27 protein-coding genes are annotated in these 22,056 nt (G+C 53.8%); 8 read left to right on the top strand and 19 right to left on the bottom strand.

The window, feature by feature from the left end:
• Positions 1–144 precede the first annotated feature (144 nt).
• Complete coding sequence (gene fklB, locus ACMGGU_RS00415) at positions 145–765, bottom strand: FKBP-type peptidyl-prolyl cis-trans isomerase (protein ID WP_008502892.1); 621 nt, start codon at positions 763–765, stop codon at positions 145–147.
• 233 nt (positions 766–998) lie between these two features.
• Here fklB and ACMGGU_RS00410 point away from each other — a divergent pair, with 233 nt between their 5' ends.
• Entirely contained in the window at positions 999–1,643 is a 645-nt protein-coding gene (locus ACMGGU_RS00410; RefSeq protein ID WP_126328973.1) for an OapA family protein, read from the top strand.
• Positions 1,644–1,711: 68 nt separating this feature from the next.
• Here the strand turns inward: ACMGGU_RS00410 and rplI are convergent, their stop codons facing one another.
• From rplI to rpsF, 4 genes are read right to left on the bottom strand one after another with little or no spacing between them, the layout of a single operon-like run.
• Positions 1,712–2,161: a 50S ribosomal protein L9 gene (gene rplI, locus ACMGGU_RS00405; RefSeq protein WP_008502894.1), complete on the bottom strand. Its 450-nt coding sequence runs from the start codon at positions 2,159–2,161 to the stop codon at positions 1,712–1,714.
• A 41-nt stretch (positions 2,162–2,202) separates the two neighbouring features.
• Positions 2,203–2,430, bottom strand: a complete 228-nt coding sequence (gene rpsR, locus ACMGGU_RS00400; protein ID WP_000135199.1) for a 30S ribosomal protein S18 — start codon at positions 2,428–2,430, stop codon at positions 2,203–2,205.
• A 4-nt stretch (positions 2,431–2,434) separates the two neighbouring features.
• The gene (gene priB / locus ACMGGU_RS00395; protein ID WP_008502895.1) at positions 2,435–2,749 is read right to left on the bottom strand and encodes a primosomal replication protein N; all 315 of its coding nucleotides are present in this window, start codon (positions 2,747–2,749) and stop codon (positions 2,435–2,437) included.
• Between the two features lie 6 nt (positions 2,750–2,755).
• Positions 2,756–3,151, bottom strand: coding sequence for a 30S ribosomal protein S6 (rpsF, locus tag ACMGGU_RS00390; RefSeq protein ID WP_014830397.1), 396 nt, complete (start codon positions 3,149–3,151; stop codon positions 2,756–2,758).
• Between the two features lie 338 nt (positions 3,152–3,489).
• On the opposite strand from rpsF, the gene yjfY reads away from it, so the two are divergent.
• Positions 3,490–3,765 (top strand): DUF1471 family protein YjfY, encoded by a 276-nt coding sequence (gene yjfY / locus ACMGGU_RS00385; protein WP_058653830.1) that lies wholly within the window; start codon positions 3,490–3,492, stop codon positions 3,763–3,765.
• Positions 3,766–3,905: 140 nt separating this feature from the next.
• Here yjfY and ACMGGU_RS00380 read toward each other — a convergent pair whose 3' ends face one another.
• The 6 genes from ACMGGU_RS00380 to ulaA are packed head-to-tail and all read right to left on the bottom strand — an operon-like array spanning position 3,906 to position 8,313.
• Positions 3,906–4,592, bottom strand: a complete 687-nt coding sequence (locus tag ACMGGU_RS00380; protein WP_395299748.1) for an L-ribulose-5-phosphate 4-epimerase — start codon at positions 4,590–4,592, stop codon at positions 3,906–3,908.
• The gene (locus tag ACMGGU_RS00375; protein WP_045907974.1) at positions 4,585–5,445 is read right to left on the bottom strand and encodes an L-ribulose-5-phosphate 3-epimerase; all 861 of its coding nucleotides are present in this window, start codon (positions 5,443–5,445) and stop codon (positions 4,585–4,587) included. Before ACMGGU_RS00375 ends, ACMGGU_RS00380 begins: the two co-directional genes overlap by 8 nt.
• A gap of 9 nt (positions 5,446–5,454) precedes the next feature.
• Positions 5,455–6,105, bottom strand: coding sequence for a 3-keto-L-gulonate-6-phosphate decarboxylase UlaD (gene ulaD / locus ACMGGU_RS00370; RefSeq protein ID WP_008502901.1), 651 nt, complete (start codon positions 6,103–6,105; stop codon positions 5,455–5,457).
• Positions 6,106–6,117: 12 nt separating this feature from the next.
• Positions 6,118–6,585, bottom strand: coding sequence for a PTS ascorbate transporter subunit IIA (gene ulaC / locus ACMGGU_RS00365; RefSeq protein ID WP_024907321.1), 468 nt, complete (start codon positions 6,583–6,585; stop codon positions 6,118–6,120).
• A 9-nt stretch (positions 6,586–6,594) separates the two neighbouring features.
• Positions 6,595–6,900, bottom strand: a complete 306-nt coding sequence (ulaB, locus tag ACMGGU_RS00360) for a PTS ascorbate transporter subunit IIB (RefSeq protein WP_003856022.1) — start codon at positions 6,898–6,900, stop codon at positions 6,595–6,597.
• Positions 6,901–6,912: 12 nt separating this feature from the next.
• Positions 6,913–8,313 (bottom strand): PTS ascorbate transporter subunit IIC, encoded by a 1,401-nt coding sequence (gene ulaA / locus ACMGGU_RS00355; protein WP_032675818.1) that lies wholly within the window; start codon positions 8,311–8,313, stop codon positions 6,913–6,915.
• A 358-nt stretch (positions 8,314–8,671) separates the two neighbouring features.
• Between ulaA and ulaG the strand changes: the two genes are divergently transcribed.
• Together ulaG and ulaR are read left to right on the top strand one after the other, a co-directional pair.
• Positions 8,672–9,736, top strand: coding sequence for an L-ascorbate 6-phosphate lactonase (gene ulaG / locus ACMGGU_RS00350; RefSeq protein WP_010427455.1), 1,065 nt, complete (start codon positions 8,672–8,674; stop codon positions 9,734–9,736).
• A gap of 110 nt (positions 9,737–9,846) precedes the next feature.
• Positions 9,847–10,602, top strand: coding sequence for an HTH-type transcriptional regulator UlaR (gene ulaR / locus ACMGGU_RS00345; protein ID WP_045907973.1), 756 nt, complete (start codon positions 9,847–9,849; stop codon positions 10,600–10,602).
• Here the strand turns inward: ulaR and yjfP are convergent.
• A complete protein-coding gene (gene yjfP, locus ACMGGU_RS00340; protein WP_048225304.1) occupies positions 10,599–11,321 on the bottom strand; it encodes an esterase in 723 nt (240 codons plus the stop codon). The two genes, ulaR and yjfP, sit on opposite strands and share 4 nt — an antisense overlap.
• A 137-nt stretch (positions 11,322–11,458) precedes the next feature.
• Between yjfP and bsmA the strand changes: the two genes are divergently transcribed.
• The 3 genes from bsmA to ACMGGU_RS00325 all read left to right on the top strand — a co-directional run bounded on the left by bsmA (position 11,459) and on the right by ACMGGU_RS00325 (position 14,316).
• Positions 11,459–11,788, top strand: coding sequence for a biofilm peroxide resistance protein BsmA (bsmA, locus tag ACMGGU_RS00335; RefSeq protein WP_395299747.1), 330 nt, complete (start codon positions 11,459–11,461; stop codon positions 11,786–11,788).
• A 136-nt stretch (positions 11,789–11,924) separates the two neighbouring features.
• Complete coding sequence (gene yjfN / locus ACMGGU_RS00330) at positions 11,925–12,212, top strand: DUF1471 family protease activator YjfN (RefSeq protein ID WP_021240708.1); 288 nt, start codon at positions 11,925–11,927, stop codon at positions 12,210–12,212.
• 172 nt (positions 12,213–12,384) lie between these two features.
• A complete protein-coding gene (locus ACMGGU_RS00325) occupies positions 12,385–14,316 on the top strand; it encodes a methyl-accepting chemotaxis protein (RefSeq protein ID WP_395299746.1) in 1,932 nt (643 codons plus the stop codon).
• Here ACMGGU_RS00325 and ACMGGU_RS00320 read toward each other — a convergent pair.
• A complete protein-coding gene (locus ACMGGU_RS00320; protein ID WP_343666737.1) occupies positions 14,313–15,935 on the bottom strand; it encodes an isovaleryl-CoA dehydrogenase in 1,623 nt (540 codons plus the stop codon). The genes ACMGGU_RS00325 and ACMGGU_RS00320 overlap by 4 nt on opposite strands.
• Positions 15,936–16,128: 193 nt before the next feature.
• On the opposite strand from ACMGGU_RS00320, the gene ACMGGU_RS00315 reads away from it, so the two are divergent.
• Positions 16,129–17,403 carry an MFS transporter gene (locus ACMGGU_RS00315; RefSeq protein WP_395299745.1) on the top strand — a complete coding sequence of 425 codons (1,275 nt, stop codon included), beginning with the start codon at positions 16,129–16,131 and terminating at the stop codon, positions 17,401–17,403.
• 33 nt (positions 17,404–17,436) lie between these two features.
• Here the strand turns inward: ACMGGU_RS00315 and ACMGGU_RS00310 are convergent, their stop codons facing one another.
• The 6 genes from ACMGGU_RS00310 to ACMGGU_RS00285 are packed head-to-tail and all read right to left on the bottom strand — an operon-like array spanning position 17,437 to position 22,056.
• A complete protein-coding gene (locus ACMGGU_RS00310; RefSeq protein ID WP_252077659.1) occupies positions 17,437–18,600 on the bottom strand; it encodes a glutathionylspermidine synthase family protein in 1,164 nt (387 codons plus the stop codon).
• A 2-nt stretch (positions 18,601–18,602) separates the two neighbouring features.
• Positions 18,603–19,217, bottom strand: coding sequence for a DUF1190 domain-containing protein (locus ACMGGU_RS00305; protein ID WP_395299744.1), 615 nt, complete (start codon positions 19,215–19,217; stop codon positions 18,603–18,605).
• 9 nt (positions 19,218–19,226) lie between these two features.
• On the bottom strand, positions 19,227–19,619 hold the full coding sequence (locus ACMGGU_RS00300) for a DUF350 domain-containing protein (RefSeq protein ID WP_126534157.1): 393 nt from the start codon (positions 19,617–19,619) through the stop codon (positions 19,227–19,229).
• A gap of 19 nt (positions 19,620–19,638) precedes the next feature.
• Positions 19,639–20,292 carry a DUF2491 family protein gene (locus ACMGGU_RS00295; RefSeq protein ID WP_252077661.1) on the bottom strand — a complete coding sequence of 218 codons (654 nt, stop codon included), beginning with the start codon at positions 20,290–20,292 and terminating at the stop codon, positions 19,639–19,641.
• The gene (locus ACMGGU_RS00290) at positions 20,273–21,358 is read right to left on the bottom strand and encodes a potassium channel protein (protein ID WP_262821436.1); all 1,086 of its coding nucleotides are present in this window, start codon (positions 21,356–21,358) and stop codon (positions 20,273–20,275) included. Before ACMGGU_RS00290 ends, ACMGGU_RS00295 begins: the two co-directional genes overlap by 20 nt.
• Positions 21,358–22,056 carry a PspA/IM30 family protein gene (locus tag ACMGGU_RS00285; RefSeq protein ID WP_223539907.1) on the bottom strand — a complete coding sequence of 233 codons (699 nt, stop codon included), beginning with the start codon at positions 22,054–22,056 and terminating at the stop codon, positions 21,358–21,360. The genes ACMGGU_RS00290 and ACMGGU_RS00285 overlap by 1 nt, the downstream gene beginning before the upstream one ends.

Below are 22,056 nucleotides of genomic sequence, written 5' to 3'. Positions count from 1 at the left end.
CATATCACTCATACAGCGCGAAACAGCTCACAAAAATACACGCAACAGTTTCGTTTGCAAGATAAAATATTGATTCCGGCTTAACTATAGGTTTTCACGCTATTTTCCCCTCCCCAGCCGGGGAGAGGAAATAAGAAAAGTCGATTACAGAATTTCCAGCAGCTCGACTTCAAAGACCAGGGTGCTGAATGGCGGGATGGACGCGCCAGCGCCGCGCTCGCCGTAGGCCAGGTTGTGCGGAATAGTCAGTTCCCATTTAGAACCCACTGGCATCAGGGTCAGCGCTTCGATCCAGCCTGCGATAACGCCATTCACCGGGAACTCAGCCGGTTCGCCGCGCGCCACGGAGCTGTCGAAGACGGTACCGTCGATCAGCTTACCGGTGTAGTGTACGCGAACGTGGTCGGTACGCGCCGGGATTGCGCCATCACCCTGATTGATCACGCGGAACTGCAGACCAGACTCGGTGCTGTTCACGCCTTCACGCTCACGGTTCTCTTCCAGATATTTCACACCTTCGGCGGCCATCTCTTCAAAACGTGCGCGACGCACGGCGTCAGCACGTTCGTGGATTTCACGCAGCGCACGGTGCACAACGTCAACCGGAACGGCAGGCTGTTTACCTTCCAGCGCGTCAGCGATACCCGCCACCAGCGCTTCGGGTAACAGACCTTCCAGGCCGGATTCGCTCAGCTGCTGTCCTACCTGCAAGCCGATACCGTAACTTGCCTGCGCTTCGATAGTGTCAAAAGTCGGGGTGGTCATGGGTTTTCCTTCCATCACATTTAAAGTAGCGGGCAGCATATCAGCCATGCCCTTATGGGTAAAACTTTGTCTGAAGTTAAGGTGACAAACCGCGACGAAACAGAAACAATAGAGAGAACCAGGATTAATCCCGAACTGATGTCACGGATGTCGGGTTTACTACGCCGTTCAGGCAGTTAGCAAACTATACTTCGGGGCACAGGATAAAAAATACGCGGAGCAGGAGGAGTGCCATGCCCGGGCGATTTGAACTGAAACCTACCCTGGCGAAAATCTGGCAGGCGCCGGACAATTTTCGCATCATGGACCCGCTGCCGCCTCTGCATCGCAGAGGGATCATCATTGGTGCGCTGATGGTGATTGTGGGCTTCCTGCTTCCTTCCGGTGGCGATGATGTTGATACCGCCCCCGTCACCCGCAATGCTCAGCTGGATATTCAGTCGCAAACCCGACCGCAGCCTGACGCACAGCCGATGCAGACGCAGCTCGTCACCCCGTCTAACGACCCGGGTCAGGTCGCGCCGGTTGAGCCAGAGCCCATTCAGGACGAACAGCCGCAGGAACAAGCCGCCGCCCCGTCTCAGCCTCAGACGCAACAGCCCACCGGCATTGAGCAACAGTGGCGTTCCTATCGCGTAGAACCGGGTAAAACGCTGGCGCAGCTGTTCCGTGACCACAACCTGCCGCCGACAGACGTGTATGCCATGGCGAAAGTGGAAGGTGCGGGTAAGCCGCTCAGTAACCTGCAGAATGGCCAGATGGTGCAAATACGTCAGAATGCCAGTGGGGTGGTGACAGGGTTAACGATTGATACCGGAAATGGACAACAGGTGCTGTTTACCCGCCAGCCGGACGGCAGTTTTATCAGGGCACGTTAAGGACTGGGATCTGTAAAAAGCAAAACGCCGGCACAAGGCCGGCGTTTCAACGTGAGCAGAGTAAAAAATTACTCAGCTACAACGTTAACAACCAGTTTAGCGAACACTTCGCTGTGAACCTGGAAGTCAACTTCGTGCTCACCAGTGGTACGCAGAACGCCGTTCGGCAGACGAACTTCGCTCTTAGCCACTTTAACGCCTGCTGCAGAAACTGCATCAGCGATATCGCGGGTACCGATGGAACCGAACAGTTTACCTTCGTCGCCAGCTTTGGACGCGATGGTAACGGTGCCCAGTGCGTTGATTGCTTCAGCGCGAGCATTAGCAGCCGCCAGAACGTCTGCCAGTTTGGCTTCCAGTTCAGCGCGACGTGCTTCGAAAAACTCTACGTTTTTCTTGGTAGCTGGAACAGCTTTACCCTGTGGAACCAGGAAGTTACGAGCGTAGCCCGCTTTAACGTTTACCTGATCACCCAGGCTGCCCAGGTTTGCTACTTTATCAAGCAGAATAACTTGCATTACCTTATCCTCTTAAAGTCGTATTAATGGACCGTGCCCGATTACTGATGACGATCAGTGTACGGCAGCAGGGACAGGTAGCGAGCGCGTTTGATAGCGCGAGCCAGCTGACGCTGATATTTAGCACGAGTACCGGTGATACGGCTTGGGACAATCTTACCGCTTTCGGTGATGTAGTTTTTCAGCGTTGCGATATCTTTATAGTCGATCTCTTGAACGCCTTCCGCGGTGAAACGGCAGAACTTGCGACGACGGAAATAACGTGCCATATGGCTAGTCTCCAGAATCTATCAAATCAATCTGCTCGGCATGCAGAACCATTTTGCTCAGACCGTTCTTTGCCTTGTGGCAAGAGATGAACCCCTGAACGATTACTGCACTACCGACCGTTAAACTGTGAGTAATGGCCTGGTTTTCGTGTCCGCTAATAATAACGGGCATTTGGCACCACGCCTGCCGGTGAAACCCGGCTTCCTCTTGCACAGAACGATGCTCAAGCACGAACTGGCAATGCGGAATTCCTGATGGACTGACCTTTCGAAGGGGAGCCCTGCATACGATGCCGGACAACGCCAGACGGTTGGTCATCAGAAATTACTCTTCAGAATCCCCAGCATCAGAATCATCTGCGGTTTCGTTTGCGAAATCATCGCGACGCTCACGGCGCTCGTCTTTCGCTTTAACCATCGGAGATGCTTCGGTAACTGCGTGTTTAGTACGCATAACCATGCTGCGGATAACGGCATCGTTGAAGCGGAAGTTAGTTTCCAGCTCATCGATCACTTCCTGCGGCGCTTCAACGTTCAGCAGAACGTAGTGAGCTTTGTGCAGTTTGTTGATCGGATAAGCCAGCTGACGGCGGCCCCAGTCTTCCAGACGGTGGATCGTGCCCGCTGCTGCAGTGATTGCACCAGTGTAGCGCTCGATCATACCCGGAACCTGTTCGCTCTGGTCAGGATGGACCATAAAAACGATTTCGTAATGACGCATCGAATTGCTCCTTACGGATTATTCAGCCTCCTGTCTGGGTCAGCCGAGGCCCGGGGAGGCAAGGAACGTGTTAAAGGTCGGCTGAAAAATTGACGCGTCATAATACTTGCGCGCCCCCGGAAACTCAAGCTGATTGCACAAATAATTCGCACAAAGCGCGAAGCGGGTCTAAGTGGGTGATTTAAAATTACTCACACCCGGAAGCGGTGTTTTTTTGAACAACTGCATCAGAAATGGTCACGCTTCCCCGCCGGAGGAATGATTACACTTTAATCAGAGATCACCTGAACAGAAGAAGGAGTCCCCCTCTCAGAGCACGCAGTCGTGGAGCGCATATCATGAAACAAATCGCATTAGCCCTAATGGCAGCGCTTTTGCTCAGTGCAAACGCGATGGCAGCCATCAAGATAGACAGCCGACAGGCCAGAAACATGGATGATGTGCACAGCTTAGGCGTAATCTATATTAATCATAATTTCGCCACCGAAAGCGAAGCAGATCAGGCACTAAATGAAGAGACCGACGCCCAGGGCGCAACCTATTACCACGTGATGTTAATCCGTGAGCCCGGCAGCAACGGCAATATGCACGCCAGTGCAGATATTTACCGATAACGCCTTAACGCTAGCACCAGGAAAGCCAACAACGAGAACATAGCCATAGTTGACGTTGCCCCCTGCCCGGGGGCTTTTTTTGTGAATGGCTCCGGAATACCACCGGTTACAACTGTTTTTCGGTATTCCAGAGCACTTATTCACTTCTGCCCGTAATAGGCATTCGGGCCATGCTTGCGCATGAAATGCTTGTTCATCAGGAAATCATCAATGCCCTGAAGCCGTGGGTTAATGCCGCGGGCAATCCACGCCATACGTGCCACTTCCTCCATGACGACCGCATTATGGACGGCGTCGTGGGCATCTTTTCCCCAGGCGAACGGGCCGTGCTGATACACCACAATCCCCGGCGTATGCAGCGGCTCGCATTCTCCCAGCGTGTCGATAATCACCTTTCCGGTGTTGAGCTCGTACTCTCCTTCCACTTCATCCTGCGTTAATGCGCGCGTGCAGGGGATGTCGCCAAAGAAGTAGTCCGCATGCGTTGTTCCCAGCGCCGGGATCGCCAGCCCCGCCTGTGCCCAGGCCGTGGCATGGGTCGAGTGGGTATGCACAACGCCGCCGAGTGAGGGATAACGACGATAAAGCGCCAGATGGGTCGCCGTATCTGACGAGGGACGCCATTTTCCCTCTACGACGTTTCCGTCAAGATCGACCACCACCATATCGTCAGCGTTCATGGTGTCATACGCCACACCGCTCGGCTTAATCACGATCAGCCCCTGTTCGCGATCGATAGCGCTGACGTTACCCCAGGTGAAGGTGACCAGGCCATAGCGCGGCAGATCCATGTTGGCTTCAAAGACCTGCTGTTTAAGCTTAAGCATGTTCAGCCTCCAGTAATCCCGCGCGCGCCATACGCTCGCGCACCCAGTCCCGCGCCTTTGCTACTTCCGCCGCAGGGTTTTCCGACGTTTCGCTCCACATCTCAATCAGATAAGGCCCGCAATAGCCGGTCTGCCTGAGCGTCTCGAAGCACCGTTCGAAATCCACCACCCCGGTGCCGAACGGTACGTTTTTAAACACGCCAGGACGGGTATCTTTGACGTGCACCGCCACGATATGCCCCATACCTGCCTGCAGTTCCATCTGCACATCGTTATCCCATGCCGACAGGTTGCCGATATCAGGATAAAGCTGGAACCACGGGTTATTCAGATAGTGCGCGTAGCCCAGCGCCTTGCTGATGGAGTTCATCAACGGGTAGTCCATGATCTCCATCGCCAGCGTGACCTGCGCACGGCTGGCCATCTCAACGCTCTCCTTCAGCCCGTCACGGAAACGACGGCGCGTTTCATCGTTGGCTTCCTGGTAATAAACGTCATAACCCGCCAGCTGGATCACGCGGATACCCACGTCCTGCGCAAAGCGAATGGCTTTACGCATGATCTCCAGCCCCTGAGCGCGCACAGCATCATCTTCGCTCCCGAGAGGGAACCGGCGGTGGGCGCTCAGGCACATCGACGGCACGCGTACCCCCGTTTCGGCGATGGCGCTCACCAGCGCCAGGCGCTGTTCACGGCCCCAGTCGAGACGAGAGAGGCGTTCGTCCGTCTCATCCACGGACATTTCGACAAAATCGAAGCCCAGCTGTTTTGCCAGCTGTAACCGCTCCAGCCAGCACTCCCCCGCAGGGAGTGCCTTTTCATAGATGCCAAGCGGGACCTGTTTGGACAACATACCCGCTCCTTAGCCCCAAAGCTGAGCGATTGAGCGTTTGAACTGACGCGCCGCTTCCACCGGAGACGCCGCATCACGAATGCTGCGACCGGCAATAAAGACGTGAATCGGAATGCCCTTGAACAGCGGCAGATCTTCCAGTGCCAGACCGCCGGTAACGGTGACTTTAAAGCCCATATCCGCCAGACGTTTGATCGCGCTGATATCCGCTTCGCCCCACGCCACCCCTGCGGCCTGCGCGTCGCGGCTGCGGTGATACACCACCTGTTGTATACCCGCATCACGCCACTCCTGGGCCTGTTCCCAGGTCCAGAAACCGGTCAGCTCAATCTGCACGTCGCCGTTAAACTCTTTTGCCACGTCCAGCGCGCCTTTGGCAGTGTTGATATCCGCACAGCAAATGACGGTGACCCAGTCGGCGTTGGCTTCGAAGCACATGCGGGAGAGGATTTTGCCTGCGTCGGCTATTTTGGCATCTGCCAGCACGATTTTGTGCGGATAAAGCGCCTTCAGGTCGCGAACGGCGCGAACGCCCTCGCCCACGCAGAGAATGGTACCCACTTCGATGATATCGACTTCTTCCGCAATCAGACGGGTCGTTTCATAAGCGTGGGACAAGGTCTGGTTATCAAGCGCAACCTGCAACATGGGTAATGACATTTTCAATTCCTCTTAAACAGCCGCCGCTGTGGCGTTATCAATTAAATCCAGCACGTCCTGCTCGGTACGGCAGGCGCGTAAACGGTCGAAATTGGCTTCGTCATCAAACAGATTGACGATCTGCATGATGCCCACCTCCTGGTGGGTGTTAGCGTCAACAGCGGCCATGGTGATCAGGATGTCGACCGGGTCGTTATCTTCGTGGTTAAACACCAGCGGCGTTTTCAGCGTCACCAGCGCGAAGCCGGTTTTCTTGACGCCCTCTTCCGGGCGGCCATGCGGCATCGCCAGGCCCGGCGCAATCACAAAATAGGGGCCATGCTGCGCCACGCCATCCAGAATGGCCTGGTAGTAACGCGGCTCGACAACGTCAGCCTTAACCAGCAGATCCACGCTCAGCTTTACCGCTTCCTGCCAGGTGCTGGCCTCAGCCTGTAAAAGGATGGAGTTATTCTCTGCCAGCGAATCACGTAGTTTCATATGGCGTCCTTACTTCACGTCTTGTGGGAAGTGCTCTTTAATCACTTCCAGCAGTTTTGGTCCGAAATCCGCAGGCGACAGCATGTTGCGCACGCCCACCACGTATTTATTACCCGACACACTGATTTCGCCGGCGATATGAGTAGAGGCGATGATGATGTCCGCGCCGTTCAGCTCACTTTTGTATTCACCCACTGCGCAGCTGTTCACCGTGTGGTCGATGTTGGACTGGGTTAAAAACTGGTCCACTTTCATCTTCATGATCATGGAGCTGCCTTGCCCATTACCACACACAGCCAGGATACGTACGGTCATAATCGAAACTCCTTAATGAGCAGAGACTTCTGCTGTTTGTTTTTCCGCGTCTTCTTCTGCTCGCAGCGAACGGCCAGCGAAGAACATATAAGCCAGAGCAATCAGGATGATGATGGCCATAAAGACCAGCCCGATGGAGGCAAAGCCCTGCATCATCGGCGGTGCCAGAATTGACCAGTCCGCCATACCCATCCAGGCGCTCATACCGGTGAGCTTGACCGCCCACACGCAGCCGAAGATTTCCACCATGCCCATCACCAGGCAGATTTTGAGCGCCGCACGCCAGCCGCCGAAGTGGTTAGCGAATACGCCGATGGTGGCGTTGGAGAAGAACATCGGGATAAAGCCTGGAATAATCAGGATTGAGGAGCCGCAGCCGACCAGAATGCCCACCGCAATCAGCTGGCCGATAGTGCCCCACATAAAGCCCCAGACCACCGCGTTTGGCGCGAAGCTATAGATAGCGGCACAGTCGATGGCCAGTACCGCGCCAGGGATCAGGCGCTGGGAGATACCGTTGAACGCTTCCGACAGTTCGGCGACGAACATACGTACGCCCTGAGTGATGATGAAGATCGCCACCGCGAAGGAGAAACCGGTCTGCAGGATGTAAACCGTCCAGTGGGTTTTGCCTGCCATCGCCTGCACCACGTCAATACCGAAGGAGAGCAGAATGGCACCGAAGAAGATGGTCATGACAATTGCGGTCGAAACGATGTTGTCGTGGAAGATATTCAGCCAGCCAGGCAGCTTGAGGTCTTCAACGCTCTCTTCTTTTTTGCCCAGGTATGGCGCAACTTTATAGGCAATCCAGGAAGCAAACTGCTGCTGATGGCCGATGGAGAAACCGCAGCCGTCCGTCACTTCCTGAGTCGGCTTGTACATCATGTTGGAGGTGATACCCCAGTAGAGCGAGACCAGCACCGCGGTGCAGATAATCGTGGTCCACATTGGGTAACCGAAGATATAGAGAGAAACCGCGATCAGCCCCGCCTGCTGGAACATGATGTGCCCGGTGAGCATGATGGTGCGAATGCCGGTAATACGGCGCAGGAGAACGTAGATGATGTTCAGCGCCAGGGCGAGCAGCACTGCATACCCCACCCAGCTATAGGCATCACCCATGCGCTCGATGGTCGCCATCATTGAGGCGTAAGTGTCAGAAATCGCACCGTTGATGCCATACACTTCGGACATTTTGGCGACGACCGGCTTAAAGGTGCTGGTCAGAATGCCAGACCCCGCCTGTAACAGCATGAAGCCGATAATGGTTTTGATGGTGCCTTTAATAATCACGCTGACGCTTTTGCGCAGCAGGATATAGCCCAGACACGTCACGATACCCAGCAGCAGCGGGGCGTTGGTCATTACCTGATTAAAGAACACGGTAAAGACGTTGTAGAGGATCTCCATAACTCTCTCCAGAAATGAGAACACGAGGGGTAATCCCTGTGCGGTTGGTGTCATCACTCTATTAATCACAAATAATCACCACAAGATTGCATTTGATTATTTGTGACGTATCACGCAATTTATTTCCATGCAGTTAATAATGATTTTCACTACTGCATTGCAAAAACAAATTAATCTTTATAATTCATCAAATTAATGAGTTGTGCGTACTACTATAACAAGCAAGAAGCGGAGAATCTGTGAAGTTGAACGGATAAAAATCCGCATTTTTACCATTGCAAAGCGCGTCAAATGGTGCCAGCATTAATCACAACAAATCACCAAGTGATTACTTTTGATTAAACCAGGAGTCAAAACGATGAGTAAAGTGAACACCATCACCCGTGAGTCATGGATTCTGAGCACCTTCCCGGAATGGGGCAGCTGGCTGAATGAAGAGATCGAGCAGGAACAGGTTGCTCCTGGTACCTTTGCGATGTGGTGGCTGGGCTGCACCGGTATCTGGCTGAAATCAGAAGGCGGCGCCAATATCTGCGTCGATTTCTGGTGCGGCACCGGCAAGCAGAGCCACGGCAACCCGTTGATGAAAAAGGGCCACCAGATGCAGCGCATGGCGGGCGTGGAAAAACTGCAGCCGAACCTGCGTACCACGCCGTTTGTGCTCGATCCGTTTGCCATTCGCCAGATCGACGCCGTGCTCTCCACTCACGATCACAACGATCATATCGATGTGAACGTGGCGGCAGCGGTGATGCAAAACTGTGCTGACGATGTGCCGTTTATCGGGCCGCAGACCTGCGTGGATCTGTGGATTGGCTGGGGCGTGCCGAAAGAGCGCTGCATCGTGATGAAGCCTGGCGACGTGGTGAAAATTAAAGATATTGAAATCCATGCGCTGGATGCCTTTGACCGTACAGCACTGATTACCCTGCCTGCCGATCAGAAAGCCGCGGGTGTACTGCCGGACGGTATGGATGAGCGCGCGGTTAACTATCTGTTTAAAACCCCTGGCGGCTCCCTGTACCACAGCGGCGACTCTCACTACTCTAACTACTACGCGAAGCACGGTAACGAGCACCAGATCGACGTGGCGCTGGGCTCCTACGGTGAGAACCCGCGCGGCATTACCGACAAAATGACCAGCGCCGACATGCTGCGCATGGCGGAAGCGCTGAATACCAAAGTGGTGATTCCGTTCCACCACGATATCTGGTCAAACTTCCAGGCCGATCCGCAGGAAATCCGCGTGCTGTGGGAGATGAAAAAAGACCGCCTGAAGTATGGCTTCAAGCCGTTCATCTGGCAGGTCGGCGGCAAGTTCACCTGGCCGCTGGACAAAGATAATCTTGAATATCACTACCCACGTGGTTTCGATGATTGCTTCACCATTGAGCCAGACCTGCCGTTCAAGTCCTTCCTCTGATTGTGCAGCCACATCGCCAGATTTGATGTCTGGCGATGTCATATTTCTTTTAGTAATTTCACGCTATTTCAAATATCATCTTTTCAAATCAATTCTTATCGGAATAGCTCATGACGGAAGCGCAACGGCATCAAATTCTCCTGGAACTCCTGGCGCAAACCGGGTTTATCACCGTCGAGAAAGTGATCGAACGTTTAGGGATCTCCCCGGCAACGGCGCGGCGGGATATCAACAAGCTGGATGAAAGCGGCAAGCTGAAAAAGGTCCGCAACGGCGCGGAAGCGATCAGCCAGCAGCGCCCTCGCTGGACGCCAATGAATATTCATCAGGCGCAAAATCATGATGAAAAAGTGCGGATTGCCAGAGCCGCGTCGCAGCTGGTGAATCCCGGTGAGAGCGTCGTGATCAACTGCGGTTCCACGGCATTTCTGCTGGGCCGTGAAATGTGCGGCAAGCCGGTGCAAATCATCACCAACTACTTACCGCTAGCTAACTATCTGATCGACCAGGAGCATGAGAGCGTGGTGATCATGGGCGGGCAGTACAACAAAAGCCAGTCCATCACCCTTAGCCCTCAGGACAGCGAAAACAGTCTCTATGCCGGGCACTGGATGTTTACCAGCGGCAAAGGCCTGACGGCAGATGGCCTGTATAAAACCGATATGCTGACCGCGATGGCGGAACAAAACATGCTCAACGTTGTGGGCAAGCTCGTTGTGCTGGTCGACAGCAGCAAAGTGGGCGAGCGCGCTGGCATGCTGTTCAGCCGTGCCGAGCAGATCGACATGGTGATCACCGGCAAAGGCGCCAACCCTGAGATCCTCCAGAAGCTGGAAGATCAGGGCGTAAAAGTGCTGCGCGTTTAAAGGTGCTGGCGGAAAAACGCCACCGTAGCGTCCAGCGCCGTGGGCGTGATGCGGTGGCGGACGCCCGCTTCCCACAGACAGGTGAGATTACCGTCCAGGCCTGCATTCATTAACGCCTGCTGTAGTCGGAAGGTTCCCTCTGGCGGGACCACATCATCCGCGTCGCCGTGCCACAGCAGCAGCGGGCGATCCGCCAGGCGCGGCAATGCCCGGGTCACGTCCCACTCTTCGAGCGTCGCGGTGATTTCCGCTAAATCCTGAGGGGGAAAGAGCGTCTTCGCCAGCGACGTAAAATAGCCCGAGCCCATCAGGCAGGCGACCGACTTCACTTCCGGATGATGCGTCATAATCCCCAGCGCCGTCATACCGCCCATCGACGCCCCGGCCACGGCCAGACGATTCTCTGCCACCAGCCCTGCCTCATAAAGCGCATCGCGCAACCCGGCAAACTCGGTCAGGCTCCCGTGCAGAATGTGCCAGAACTGCCCAAGGCGCGCCTGTTCGTTACCCATAAAGCGGGCGCCGTGGTCAGGCGCATCCGGCATCACCACGCGAAAACCCGCCTGCGCCAGCGCAACCGCAAAATAACTGTAAACCAGCTTCGATGAGGTAAACCCATGATAAAAAACCACAACAGGCAGCGGTTTATCACGTTTACCCGCTGGCATAGCGTGTAAAATTTCATGGTCGCCGAGGTGGCGTATTTCAATTTCAATCATTGTCGACCCTGTACGAATGTATGATTCATAATGTTGAGAACTGGGTTACGCTTTCACATCATTTTCATTCGAAATATACGTCCCAGATAACACTTCGGGAACATTCCCCCAAAACTAAATTCACAGACAACTACACTATGGCTATCAGGAAACGAGATATGGTTATGCGCAGGTTTGCTGCTTTAGTGCTGGTGTTTCTGCTCAGTGGCTGTAGCGCGCTGCTGGGAACGCCGCAACCCGCTCCACCGGTCGCCGATCATCCACAGGAGATTCGTCGTAATCAGACGGAAGGATTACAACGAATGGGCACCGTCTCCGCGCTGGTTCGCGGCTCCCCGGATGACGCAGAAGCGGCAATCAAAGCACAAGCCGTCGCCGCCAAAGCAGATTATTACGTCATCATTATGATCGACGAAACCATCATAACGGGACAGTGGTATTCACAGGCCATTTTGTACCGTAAATAATGGTTTTCCTTTGAACGAGATTTACACTGCTTTGCGTCCATAGACATTTTCCTGTCCACAATAAACTCCATGCCCGCGTCAATGGAAGGGAGTTTATTCGCGAAGGATTGCCCGGCGGATACCGGAGATATGTGAAATGGAGCTGACGATGAAACGAACTCTTGCTTTGACCTCTCTGTTGCTCTCAGCAGGCCTGGTGAGCACCACTGCGCAGTCAGCAGAATTCGCCAGTGCTGACTGTGTAACTGGCCTGAATGAAATTGGCCAGATCTCCGTGAATAATATCTCGGGGAGCCCGCAAGACGTTGAACGCGTTGTGGCATTAAAGGCCGATGAGCAGGGTGCTTCATGGTATCGCATCATCCAGATGCAGGAAGATAACCATATCGACCACTGGCGGGTACAGGCCATTCTCTACGTGTAATATCCCTCCTGATAAAAGCCACTTATTTTTAGTGGCTTTTCGCTTTTGCAAATTTTTTATCTAATCAAAAACCAATCAATAACAACAAAATAACATTTTGTTACATTAATTCAGTAAACGTAATCCCCGCTCTGCCGTTGAAGAACCATACCTTTTCAATGATGAGCAATTTATGATCAACGTTTTTCGCCGTGCAGGCCTGGGGGCGAAGCTGTCGCTGCTTACAGGCGTCAGTGTCGCCACGCTGTTTCTGCTTTTCACTTTTCTGCTCAGTCAAAAAGCCAGCCAGCAGCTTGAAGCCCTTGCGGTAGAAGACCTGCATAATCAGTCTACCGGCATGGTCGACATGGTGCAGATGTTTAACACCAGCCTGAGTGAAGAGGTTGAGAGTTATACCCGGCTGTTTACTACCTTTTTACCGCAGCCCCTGAATAGTGATCCTTCCCAACCCCAGACGATCAACGGGCTCAGCGTCCCGCTTCTGAAAGGCGGCGACACCGGGCTACATGAAAATAACACCCTGTCGGACGACTTCCTGAACCGTACGGGAGCCATCTCGACGCTGTTTGTACGCAGCGGAAACGACTTTGTTCGCGTAGCGACCTCCCTGCGCAAAGAGAATGGCGAGCGGGCAATGGGCACCGTGCTGGATACTTCCAGTCCGGCCTTTGCCGCCGTCAACAAAGGTGAAGTCTACCGCGGCCTGGCGCTGCTGTTTGGCAAACGCTACATCACCCAGTATCAGCCCGTAAAAAACGCCGAAGGACAGGTCATTGCGATCGTCTTTGTCGGGGTGGACATCACTCACTCCTGGAACGTCATGCGCGAGAAAATTCTCAACCGCCGCCTGGGTGAGAGCGGTCACTTCTTCGTGCTGGATCGCAGCAACGGCAAAACGCGCGGGCAATACCTGTTCAATGCCGGTGAAGAGGGACAGCTGCCGAAGTGGGACGACGCGACGCAGCAGCAGCTTCTGGGTGACAAGCCCGGCACCCTGGAACGCGTAAGCGACGACGGCCGCACGCTGAAAATGGCGTATACCCCGCTGCCAGGCTGGAACTGGACTATTGTCGGCGAAGTGGATAAATCGGTGCTGCTCGCAAGCGTCAACGCCATGCGCGATCGCTTCCTGCTGGCCGGCGTGGTCTTATCTATCCTGTTTGCTGGTCTGTTCGTGGTCCTTATTCGCCGCGTGCTGACCCGACCGCTGCGCAATGTGATCCATCTTGCCCGGCAATATGCCGCAGGGGATCTCCGTTCCAGCCTGCCCGTGACGCGCCATGACGAAGTCGGCCAGTTGATCGACGCCATCAACGGCATCGGCGGCGGCCTGCAAAAAATTGTCCTGCAGGTCCGCGAGGCCGCAGGCGAGATCCATTTGGGCACCAACGCGCTGGCCGCCGATACCGGCGAGATTTCAGAGCAGATCAACAAGCAGGCCAGCAGCGTGGAAGAGACCTCCGCCAGCATGGAGCAGTTGGCCGCCACCGTGCAGCAAAATGCCGCCAACATGGAGCAAACGCAGCAGTTGGTGGGTGAAACCTCGCTCGCGGTGCATCAGGGCGGTGAGACGGTCACCCACGCGGTGTCGACGATGGACGACATTCGCGAAGCGTCAAAACGCATCGAAGACATCACGCGCGTGATTGAGTCTATCGCTTTCCAGACCAATATCCTGGCGCTGAATGCGGCAGTGGAAGCGGCCCGCGCGGGCGAGCATGGGAAAGGGTTTGCGGTAGTCGCGCAGGAAGTTCGCGCCCTGGCAGGACGCAGCGCTAACGCGGTGAAGGAGATTGAACAGCTGATTGGCGATACGCTCAGGAAAGTGAGCGAAGGCCATGCGCTGTCTGAAAAGACGCGCCTGGCGATGGATGACATCATCATTCATATCGATAACATCAGCCAGCTGGTCACCGAGATTAACCATGCTTCACGCGAGCAGTCCGCCGGGATTGGCCAGGTGAATCTCGCCATGACCCACATTGGCGAAGCGTCGCATATTAATGCCGATCGTATCTCACGCAGCGAACAAACGGCTCAAACGCTGCGTGAGAAGGGATCACATCTGGCCCAGCTGGTAAGCCTGTTCCAGCTAAAAGACTAACCGACTCTGCCCGTCGCACGCAGCAGCAGGTCACTTTGCACCTGCTCGCTCATCAGCGTGCCGCCACGGGTATCCAGCATCATGCGGCACCACGCCTGCGCCACCGGGGGCGATGCGTGCCGCAGCATTTCGCTCCCGGCACCCAGCAGGAAAAGCTGCTGCGCAATTTCCCGCCCCTGCGCCTCCTGCGGTTTACGCAGTTTTTGCTGAAGCTGTCGCCAGCTGCGGTCGAAGTGTCTGTCCTGCCCTTTGACCTGTGCAAACTCCTCGGCAAGCAGATCGTGAATACCCGGCTGCTTCGCCAGCACGCGCAGCACGTCCAGGCACATGATGTTGCCGGACCCTTCCCAGATGCTGTTCACTGGCATCTCGCGATACAGGCGGGGAAGTTCGCTCTCCTCGCAGTACCCGACTCCGCCCAGCACCTCCATCGCTTCCGCCACAAACGGGATGCCCGCTTTGCACACGCTAAATTTCGCGGCCGGGGTAAACAGCCGCGCCCATGCCGCCTCCTGCGGATCCGCGCGTTTATCCCACGCCCGCGCCAGGCGGAACAGCAGCGCCGTTTGCCCCTCCAGCACCAGCGCCATCCGGCTTAGCACTTCGCGCATGAGCGGCTGATCGATAAGATTTTTGCCGAAGGTCTGGCGCTGATGCGCATGGTACAGCGCCACGGACAACGCACGGCGCATGAGTCCGTGGCTGCCCAGCGCACAGTCAAAGCGCGTCAGACCGCCCATTTTGAGGATCTGCCGGACCCCTTCGCCCTCTTCCCCCAGCAGCCAGCCGGAGGCATCGAGAAACTCCACCTCGCTGCTGGCGTTGGAGCGGTTCCCGAGCTTGTCCTTAAGGCGCTCCAGCCGGACGGCGTTGCGCTGTCCGTCAGGCAAAAAGCGCGGCACAAAAAAGCAGGACAACCCGCCCTTCGCCTGCGCCAGCACGAGATGCGCATCGCTTTGCGGGACGGAGAAAAACCATTTATGCCCCACCAGCCGGTAGCTGCCGTCGCCGCATTTTTCCGCTTTGGTGGTGTTGCTCAGCACGTCCGAGCCGCCCTGCTTTTCCGTCATCCCCATACCGATCAGCAGGCCGCGCTTTTGCGCGCCAGGCGCCAGATGCGGATCGTAGCGATCGCTGAGTAGCGGCGTCAGCCAGTCGTGAAATATTTTGGGAAGCGCCTGCTGCAGAAGCGGCGTGGCGGCAAACGTCATGGTGACCGGGCAAAGCGTGCCCGCTTCCACCTGAGCATGAAGCACAAAGCGTGCGGCCCGCGCGACAAACGACCCTTTACGCGCCTCCTCTTCCCATGCCAGGTTATGTACCCGATTGGCACACAGCCCCTGCATCAGCAGGTGCCATGCCGGGTGAAAGCGGACGTCATCCAGTCGCTCTCCGGTGGCGTCATAGCGAAGCAACTCCGGCGGATTCACGTTCGCCAGCCTGCCCAGCTCCAGCGACTCTGCGGTGCCTAACTGCTGCCCGATGCTGGCGAGCAGCTCGATATCCCACTCGGCACCCTCGCGCGAAACTGCGTCACGCAGCGCGCAGTCCGAGAGAAAAAGGTTGCTGTTAGAGAGTGGTGCGGGTTGATTGAAAACGGTATGGGTCTGCCAGTGCATACTGTCTCCCTCCTTCAGTGGCAATGACGATAAGTATGGACAGACCGCGCACACGCTGCATGGGAGGGGAGTCACACGTTCACGATCCCGCTGATATCATTCGTGAAATAGCTCACAGAACATAAGAATAAACTATTTCATGACTTCGCTTTTGTTGAATAATTTATTCTTACCCTTTTCAGTGAGGATCGTTATGCAACCGGATGCGCACAAGCGAGCATTAATTGCCGGCTCCATTGGTAACTTTATCGAGTGGTATGAGTTTGCGGTCTACGGTTTTCTGGCGACCGTCATTGCGAAGAACTTCTTCCAGCTTGAAGGGGAAGCTGGGCTTACCAGCCTGATCCTCACCTACGCCTCATTCGCCATCGCCTTCTTCTTCCGTCCGCTGGGTGCGGTGGTGTTTGGACGCATCGGCGACCGAATTGGCCGTAAGCCGACGCTCATTATTGTGCTGGTGCTCATGACGCTGGCCACAGCCGCCATCGGCATTGTGCCGGTCTACGCCAGTATCGGGATTGCCGCACCGCTGATCGTTACGCTGCTTCGCATCCTGCAGGGGCTGTTCGCGGGCGGCGAGTACGGCGGTGCGGTCTCGCTGATGACGGAGTTTGCTCCGCGCGGCAAGCGTGGCCTGTACGGCGCGTGGCAGTCCTTTACCGTAGCGCTGGGGCTGTTAGCGGGTGCAGGCATCGTGGCGCTGCTCTCTGCCCTCCTCACGCCTGAGGCCCTGCACGACTGGGGCTGGCGCATTCCTTTCTTCCTGGCGCTGCCCATGGGCGTTGTTGCGCTGTGGCTTCGTGTCAGTATGGAAGAGACACCCAGCTTTGTGCAGCAGCAGGATAAACCGGTTGTCGCTCAGGCGGATACTGCCGCCACGCTCCGGGCCATCATGATGGGGATTGGCCGCGTGATGGTCTGGTCTGCGGCGGGGTACACCTACCTGGTGATTATGCCGACCTATCTGCAGTCGGCGCTGCACACCGGGTTTAACCAGGCGCTGCTGATCGCGGTGATCTCGAACGTTGGGTTTGCGCTGACCATCATTCCGTCGGGGATCCTGAGCGATAGGATCGGGCGTCGCACGGTGATGATTATCGCCACCGCGCTGCTGCTGATCCTCGCCCTGCCGCTGCTGAAACTTCTGCAGGCGGAGTCCAGCACGCTGGCGGTGAAAGCGATAGTGGTATTGATTGCGGGCGGTCTGGTGGGCATGCTGGCAGGGCCCGGCCCGGCGATGCTCTCTGAGATGTTCCCGACGCGCGTACGCTATACCGGGCTGGGGCTGGCCTACTCGTTATCGAACGCGATTTTCTCAGGCTGTGCGGGGTTAATTATTACCGGGCTGATTAAGCAGACGGGTAACCTGGATATTCCGGCGTACTACGTGATGGCAACGGCGGTGGTGAGTATTTTCGCGCTGATGACGCTGAGGAAGGATGACCATTTACGGTCTCTGGAGGAGTGAGCCTCAGAGCTGGGGTTTTCACCCCAGCTTAAATTAACCCGCTATATAGTGCGGGATAAAACGCGAAGTATCTTTCGTGATCAACGATCCGTCTTCACGAATACCGATTCCCGCAGGTTCATCATCAATCACCCAACTTCCTATCAAGGTATAGCTGTTGCCAAAACGCGGTAACGCCTGGAAACCCTGATAAATCATAGGTTCGTTTGCATAATCCCCTGCTTCACTCTCAATGATATTGCGCTGTGCGTCGAAAATAGTCACATTTCCCCCTTCCCGCGAAAACAAGGGCTTACGAACTATCGGAACGCCTTTTGGAATCGACGTTAACTCATTTTCAAACCACGCAGGAAGAAGGTTGGGATGGCCCGTAAAAAAGCGCCACAAGAGGGGCAAAATACCCTTATTACTAATGATGCTTTTCCAGAGCGGCTCCAGCCACTGTTCTCTTCTGGCGCAGAGAAGTGGACCATTTTCATCACGCATCATCCACTCCAGAGGATAGAGCTTAAACGCACGACGGATCACGTTATCGTCAATGTCTGTTAAAAATCCGCCGGTGCCCAGGCCAATATCATCCATATAGATAAAGCGGGTGTTCAGCCCGGCCTGGACGGCACAATCCTCCAGATAAAGAAGCGTGCCGCGATCCTCCTCACTCTCTTTGCAGCAGCAGAAGTAAAGTGGAATATCTGTAGCTAATTCTTCAAAGCGAGCAACAAGCTTATCCTGAATGGAATTAAACTGATCGGCGTCTCGCGGAATGAACCCGGAGCGACGAGCGTCCTCCATCCATTGCCACTGAAAGTAGGCTGACTCATACAAGGACGTCGGCGTGTCGGCATTGTATTCCAGCAGTTTGACGCTACCTTCTTCAGTCCAGACAAAGTCCATACGGCCATACAGTGAAGGATCCTGGCTGTGCCAGCTTTCCGCAATGGCATCCCAGTAAAGTGGCGGGATGGCTAACTGCGTCATCAGTTCTTCACTTTTTACCGCACGATCCACCACATCCAGACACATTTGATGGAGTTCAGCCGTGGGTTTTTCTATTCGTTCTTCAATTTGCTGTAACGTAAAACGGTAGGCACGGCTTTCATCCCAGTAAATTTCATCGTCGATGATATGAAAATGAAAACCATGGTCGTGGGCAATTTTGTCCAGCCCCGGACGAACAGGAACGTCATGACGTAACATAATTATCCCCCCCAACTTCCACGAGCACTGGATGAGCGCCCATATCCACCACGAGAAATTGTTGATACGCGCTTTGTTGTATAGCCCATTTGACTACTGGCCTGCTTACCGGAGCGCCAGACATAGGATGAAGAGCTTCGCCACACAGGACGGGAAGAGTAAAATGAACCTCCGCTTGTATACCTGTATCCTTCATCAGCGTCTTCTCTGACTTTTTTATTAAGTAAGAATCCTGACAGAACCGGTATCCAGCTATTTTCGATATTGTCGTAATAGCAGTTCTCGAATTGACGTATACAGTCTTCCCTGGACATATTTTTCGGCATATCTGCTTCAAATTTAGCTTTCGCATTGTTCCATGCATCGCTGCAAACCTGAGCACTATTGCCATCGTCAATGCACGCTTGCGGCGATGCGTAAAACACGCCATCACCGTCATTATCATCAGCCGAACTATCGCACCCCTTCAGGGCGATAAATGCAGCTCCGCCCATAATTGCCAGCGTCAAATACTTCCCGCTTTTGCGCTTTGAGGGCGAAGAGCGGAACGCTGCATTTTGGCTACCTAATGCAGATTGAATCGGATTAGACTTCCGTGTTTTTTTCTTTTTAGCCATGTTCATTTATTACCATGTCATGCAGGCAGCATTTAAGATTCCGCCAGCCAGTGCTGCCATCCCCATAAATAAACCTGCGGCGTAGTGGCGGTTAACGATTTTTTCACTGATGTTCGGCATATAAATGCGTACGCAGCCATACACCAGTAACTGCACGACTAGCGCAACGCATCCCCATATCAGGTAATCCGGCATGCTAACCGAGTTTACGGCAGCGCTGGACAGAGGAATCACATACCCCAATAGAGTGCCACTGAATGCTGCTGCCGCCGCCAGGTTATTTTCTTTAATCAGTATCCATTCATCATGTGACGTTATTCTTGAGTAGATGAATAAGAATATGACGGTCATCGCCAGACCGGTTAAGAAGTAAGAAAGAAAAGCAAATAATGAACCCAGCATGGTTTACATCCCCAGAAATTTAACCAACAATATTTAGCGAAGTGAGTGGAATATCCACACCTACGGCATACGAAAAGATCCACTCTGGCTCGCTATTATCACAAAATGTCTCTTCGCCAGTTAGCAAAAGGTACTCATACAGATCGGCAGTCGCCTCCCTATGATATGCCATCATGAAATTATGCACATCCCATTTTTCGTTCTGGTTATTTTCAACGTGTTCCAGCAGGTAAACCGGTTCAACGTTCCCCACCTCATTCTCGTTAAATATTCTTTTCCAGTCTCGTTCATTCCATTGCAGACTGGGCCTGCCAATTAAAGCGGCACCAATCTCTTTTTGCCATTGTTTCTCCGAAGTAATACCAAAGCTATCCTGATAAATAAAAAGCTTAATATCATCAATATTTTCCCTTTCCATACCACCAGTAGTATTTATCTGCAAAAACTCATCACCAGAAGTGTAATAACGATAAATACGACAACCTGCGCCAACTTCAATCACGCTGCTCGCTGCAATGGTATATTCCTCTTCTGGTATTTGAGTCAAAAAACGGGCGGAAAGTCGAAATGTCAGCGTATCAAGTGTAAACGCCGCACGTTGATGTAATCCCAATGGGCCACGCATCACTGGCTGACCTGTTTTATTAAATAAATTAAAAAATAAGTTCCGCATGACTTTTCCCTATGTTCTGCCAGCACACCTCATTCGACGAAATGCGACTATTGCCGATTAAATGCAACCACATTCCTCCTCTAACCTCTGTGGAGATCACAGGGTTAAGCTCCATACCACGACCATTTTTACAGTGGCTAATCCCCAGCACCGTCGCATCATGTTGCAGTTTCATGTAATGCATTAACGCACCATAAGGTATACAGGAAACCGATGTGGGTACCATCAGCGCGTAACCTGTATCACCCAGCATCGGGTTCATGATTGATGCTACGGATTGTGAAGAGCCAGGATCCTGGATCGAACGGGAAAGCTGTTCGGCTGAAAGATTGCGAACAATCTCTATTGTCGGACAATGGGTCTCCAGTAAGCTTGCGTAGCGTTCATCCTCAAGATAAGCAACGATATGGCAATGCGCTGGCGCATCATTTACCAGCGAGAGTGTGGCCGTAAAGGTTTGTTCATCGGAGCTGGCAAAAATGACTACACATGAACAATTTACTAACCCCATCCGTTTTTGCTCTTTCGGATCGCTGTAGTTACTTACTTTGAGAAAATCGACATATAAATTATCGGATAAAGGATGCGCTATATCCTGGTGCTCACACAACACTACGCGACTAAATACCCGCTGCTCATCATAAAGCAGCAATGAGATCATTTTCTCTGTCTGATGACCACGCCAGCCAATCACCAAAACATGATTACGTAGAGAATGAAAATTGCCCATTCCTGCTATTCCTTTAGCTAATAATCCCTGCACCAATGCAATGATTTTGCCCATCAGCGCGCCGAAAAGGCCAACGCCAATAGGGATTTGCCAGAGAGCTGTGAACAACTTCCCTGCTTCGCTCCGAGGACTCAAATCGCCAAAGCCAATCGTCGCCCCAACCACTGAGCTGTAATAAACAAAATCACTTATCCGGCCAACGAGGGTCGTCTCTCCCAACCAACGAAAGACAATAAAGCAAAGCAAATAATGCCCGGCAAACAAGCACAGCAGCGCTGTCCAGGTAAGCCGGAATAAATGTTGCCTGCAAACATTCACGACCCAGGAGAGAAACATTACGGAGCCGGCGTAAGTTTTAACCGTTCAAGAACCGCCTGTGCGGAGCTTGTTCCTGAGGTACCCACGCCTGCCTGCGCGAGTTTCTCTTCAAGCTCACGTCCATCAGCCACTTTTTCCAGTTGCGCTGCCGCATCAAGTCTGGCCTGACGTTCAGCCTGACGCGTCTGAAGTCTTTTTAAAGACTCTGCGGCCGTCGTTACGTTCGATGTTGCTCCGACCGTTGACGTCGTTACGGCCTGTTGCGCCCGCTGCATGGCTTCCGTGGCTTTAACAACCTCGAGCTGCTGTTCAAACTGATTAATACGTTGTGATGTAATAGCTACGGCTTTTTCAATATTATTTCTTGAGGTTTCAAGAGAGTCCAAAACCTGTGCTTCACGAGTAATGGTATTCTCAAGTCGGGCGATTTCTTCTGCAACCTCGTTTAGCAGCGCAGCATCAATATTCTTGCTCATTCCTTCTATCGCTCGTGACTCAAGGTATTGCTTCCGCTCCCGCAACTCGGAAAGCTTGTCATTACTGAGCTTCACCCGGGCAAGCAGATCAACCCGGGATTTGCCTGCTTTATCAAGCTCAGCTTTTGCATCCCGGATGTGCTGCTCCAGCATCCGAACGCCCTGCGCTTCTTCTATCGCTTCATCGGCCTGATTGAGTAGTGATTTACCCAGTGTAAAAAGATTCTTCAAGATGCCCAT

The organism is Enterobacter sp. BNK-8 (assembly GCF_048685095.1).
Classification (GTDB): Bacteria; Pseudomonadota; Gammaproteobacteria; order Enterobacterales; family Enterobacteriaceae; genus Enterobacter; species Enterobacter quasiroggenkampii.
Note: the sequence above shows the minus strand (reverse complement) of the source record. Positions and strands in the feature narration are given on the sequence as shown.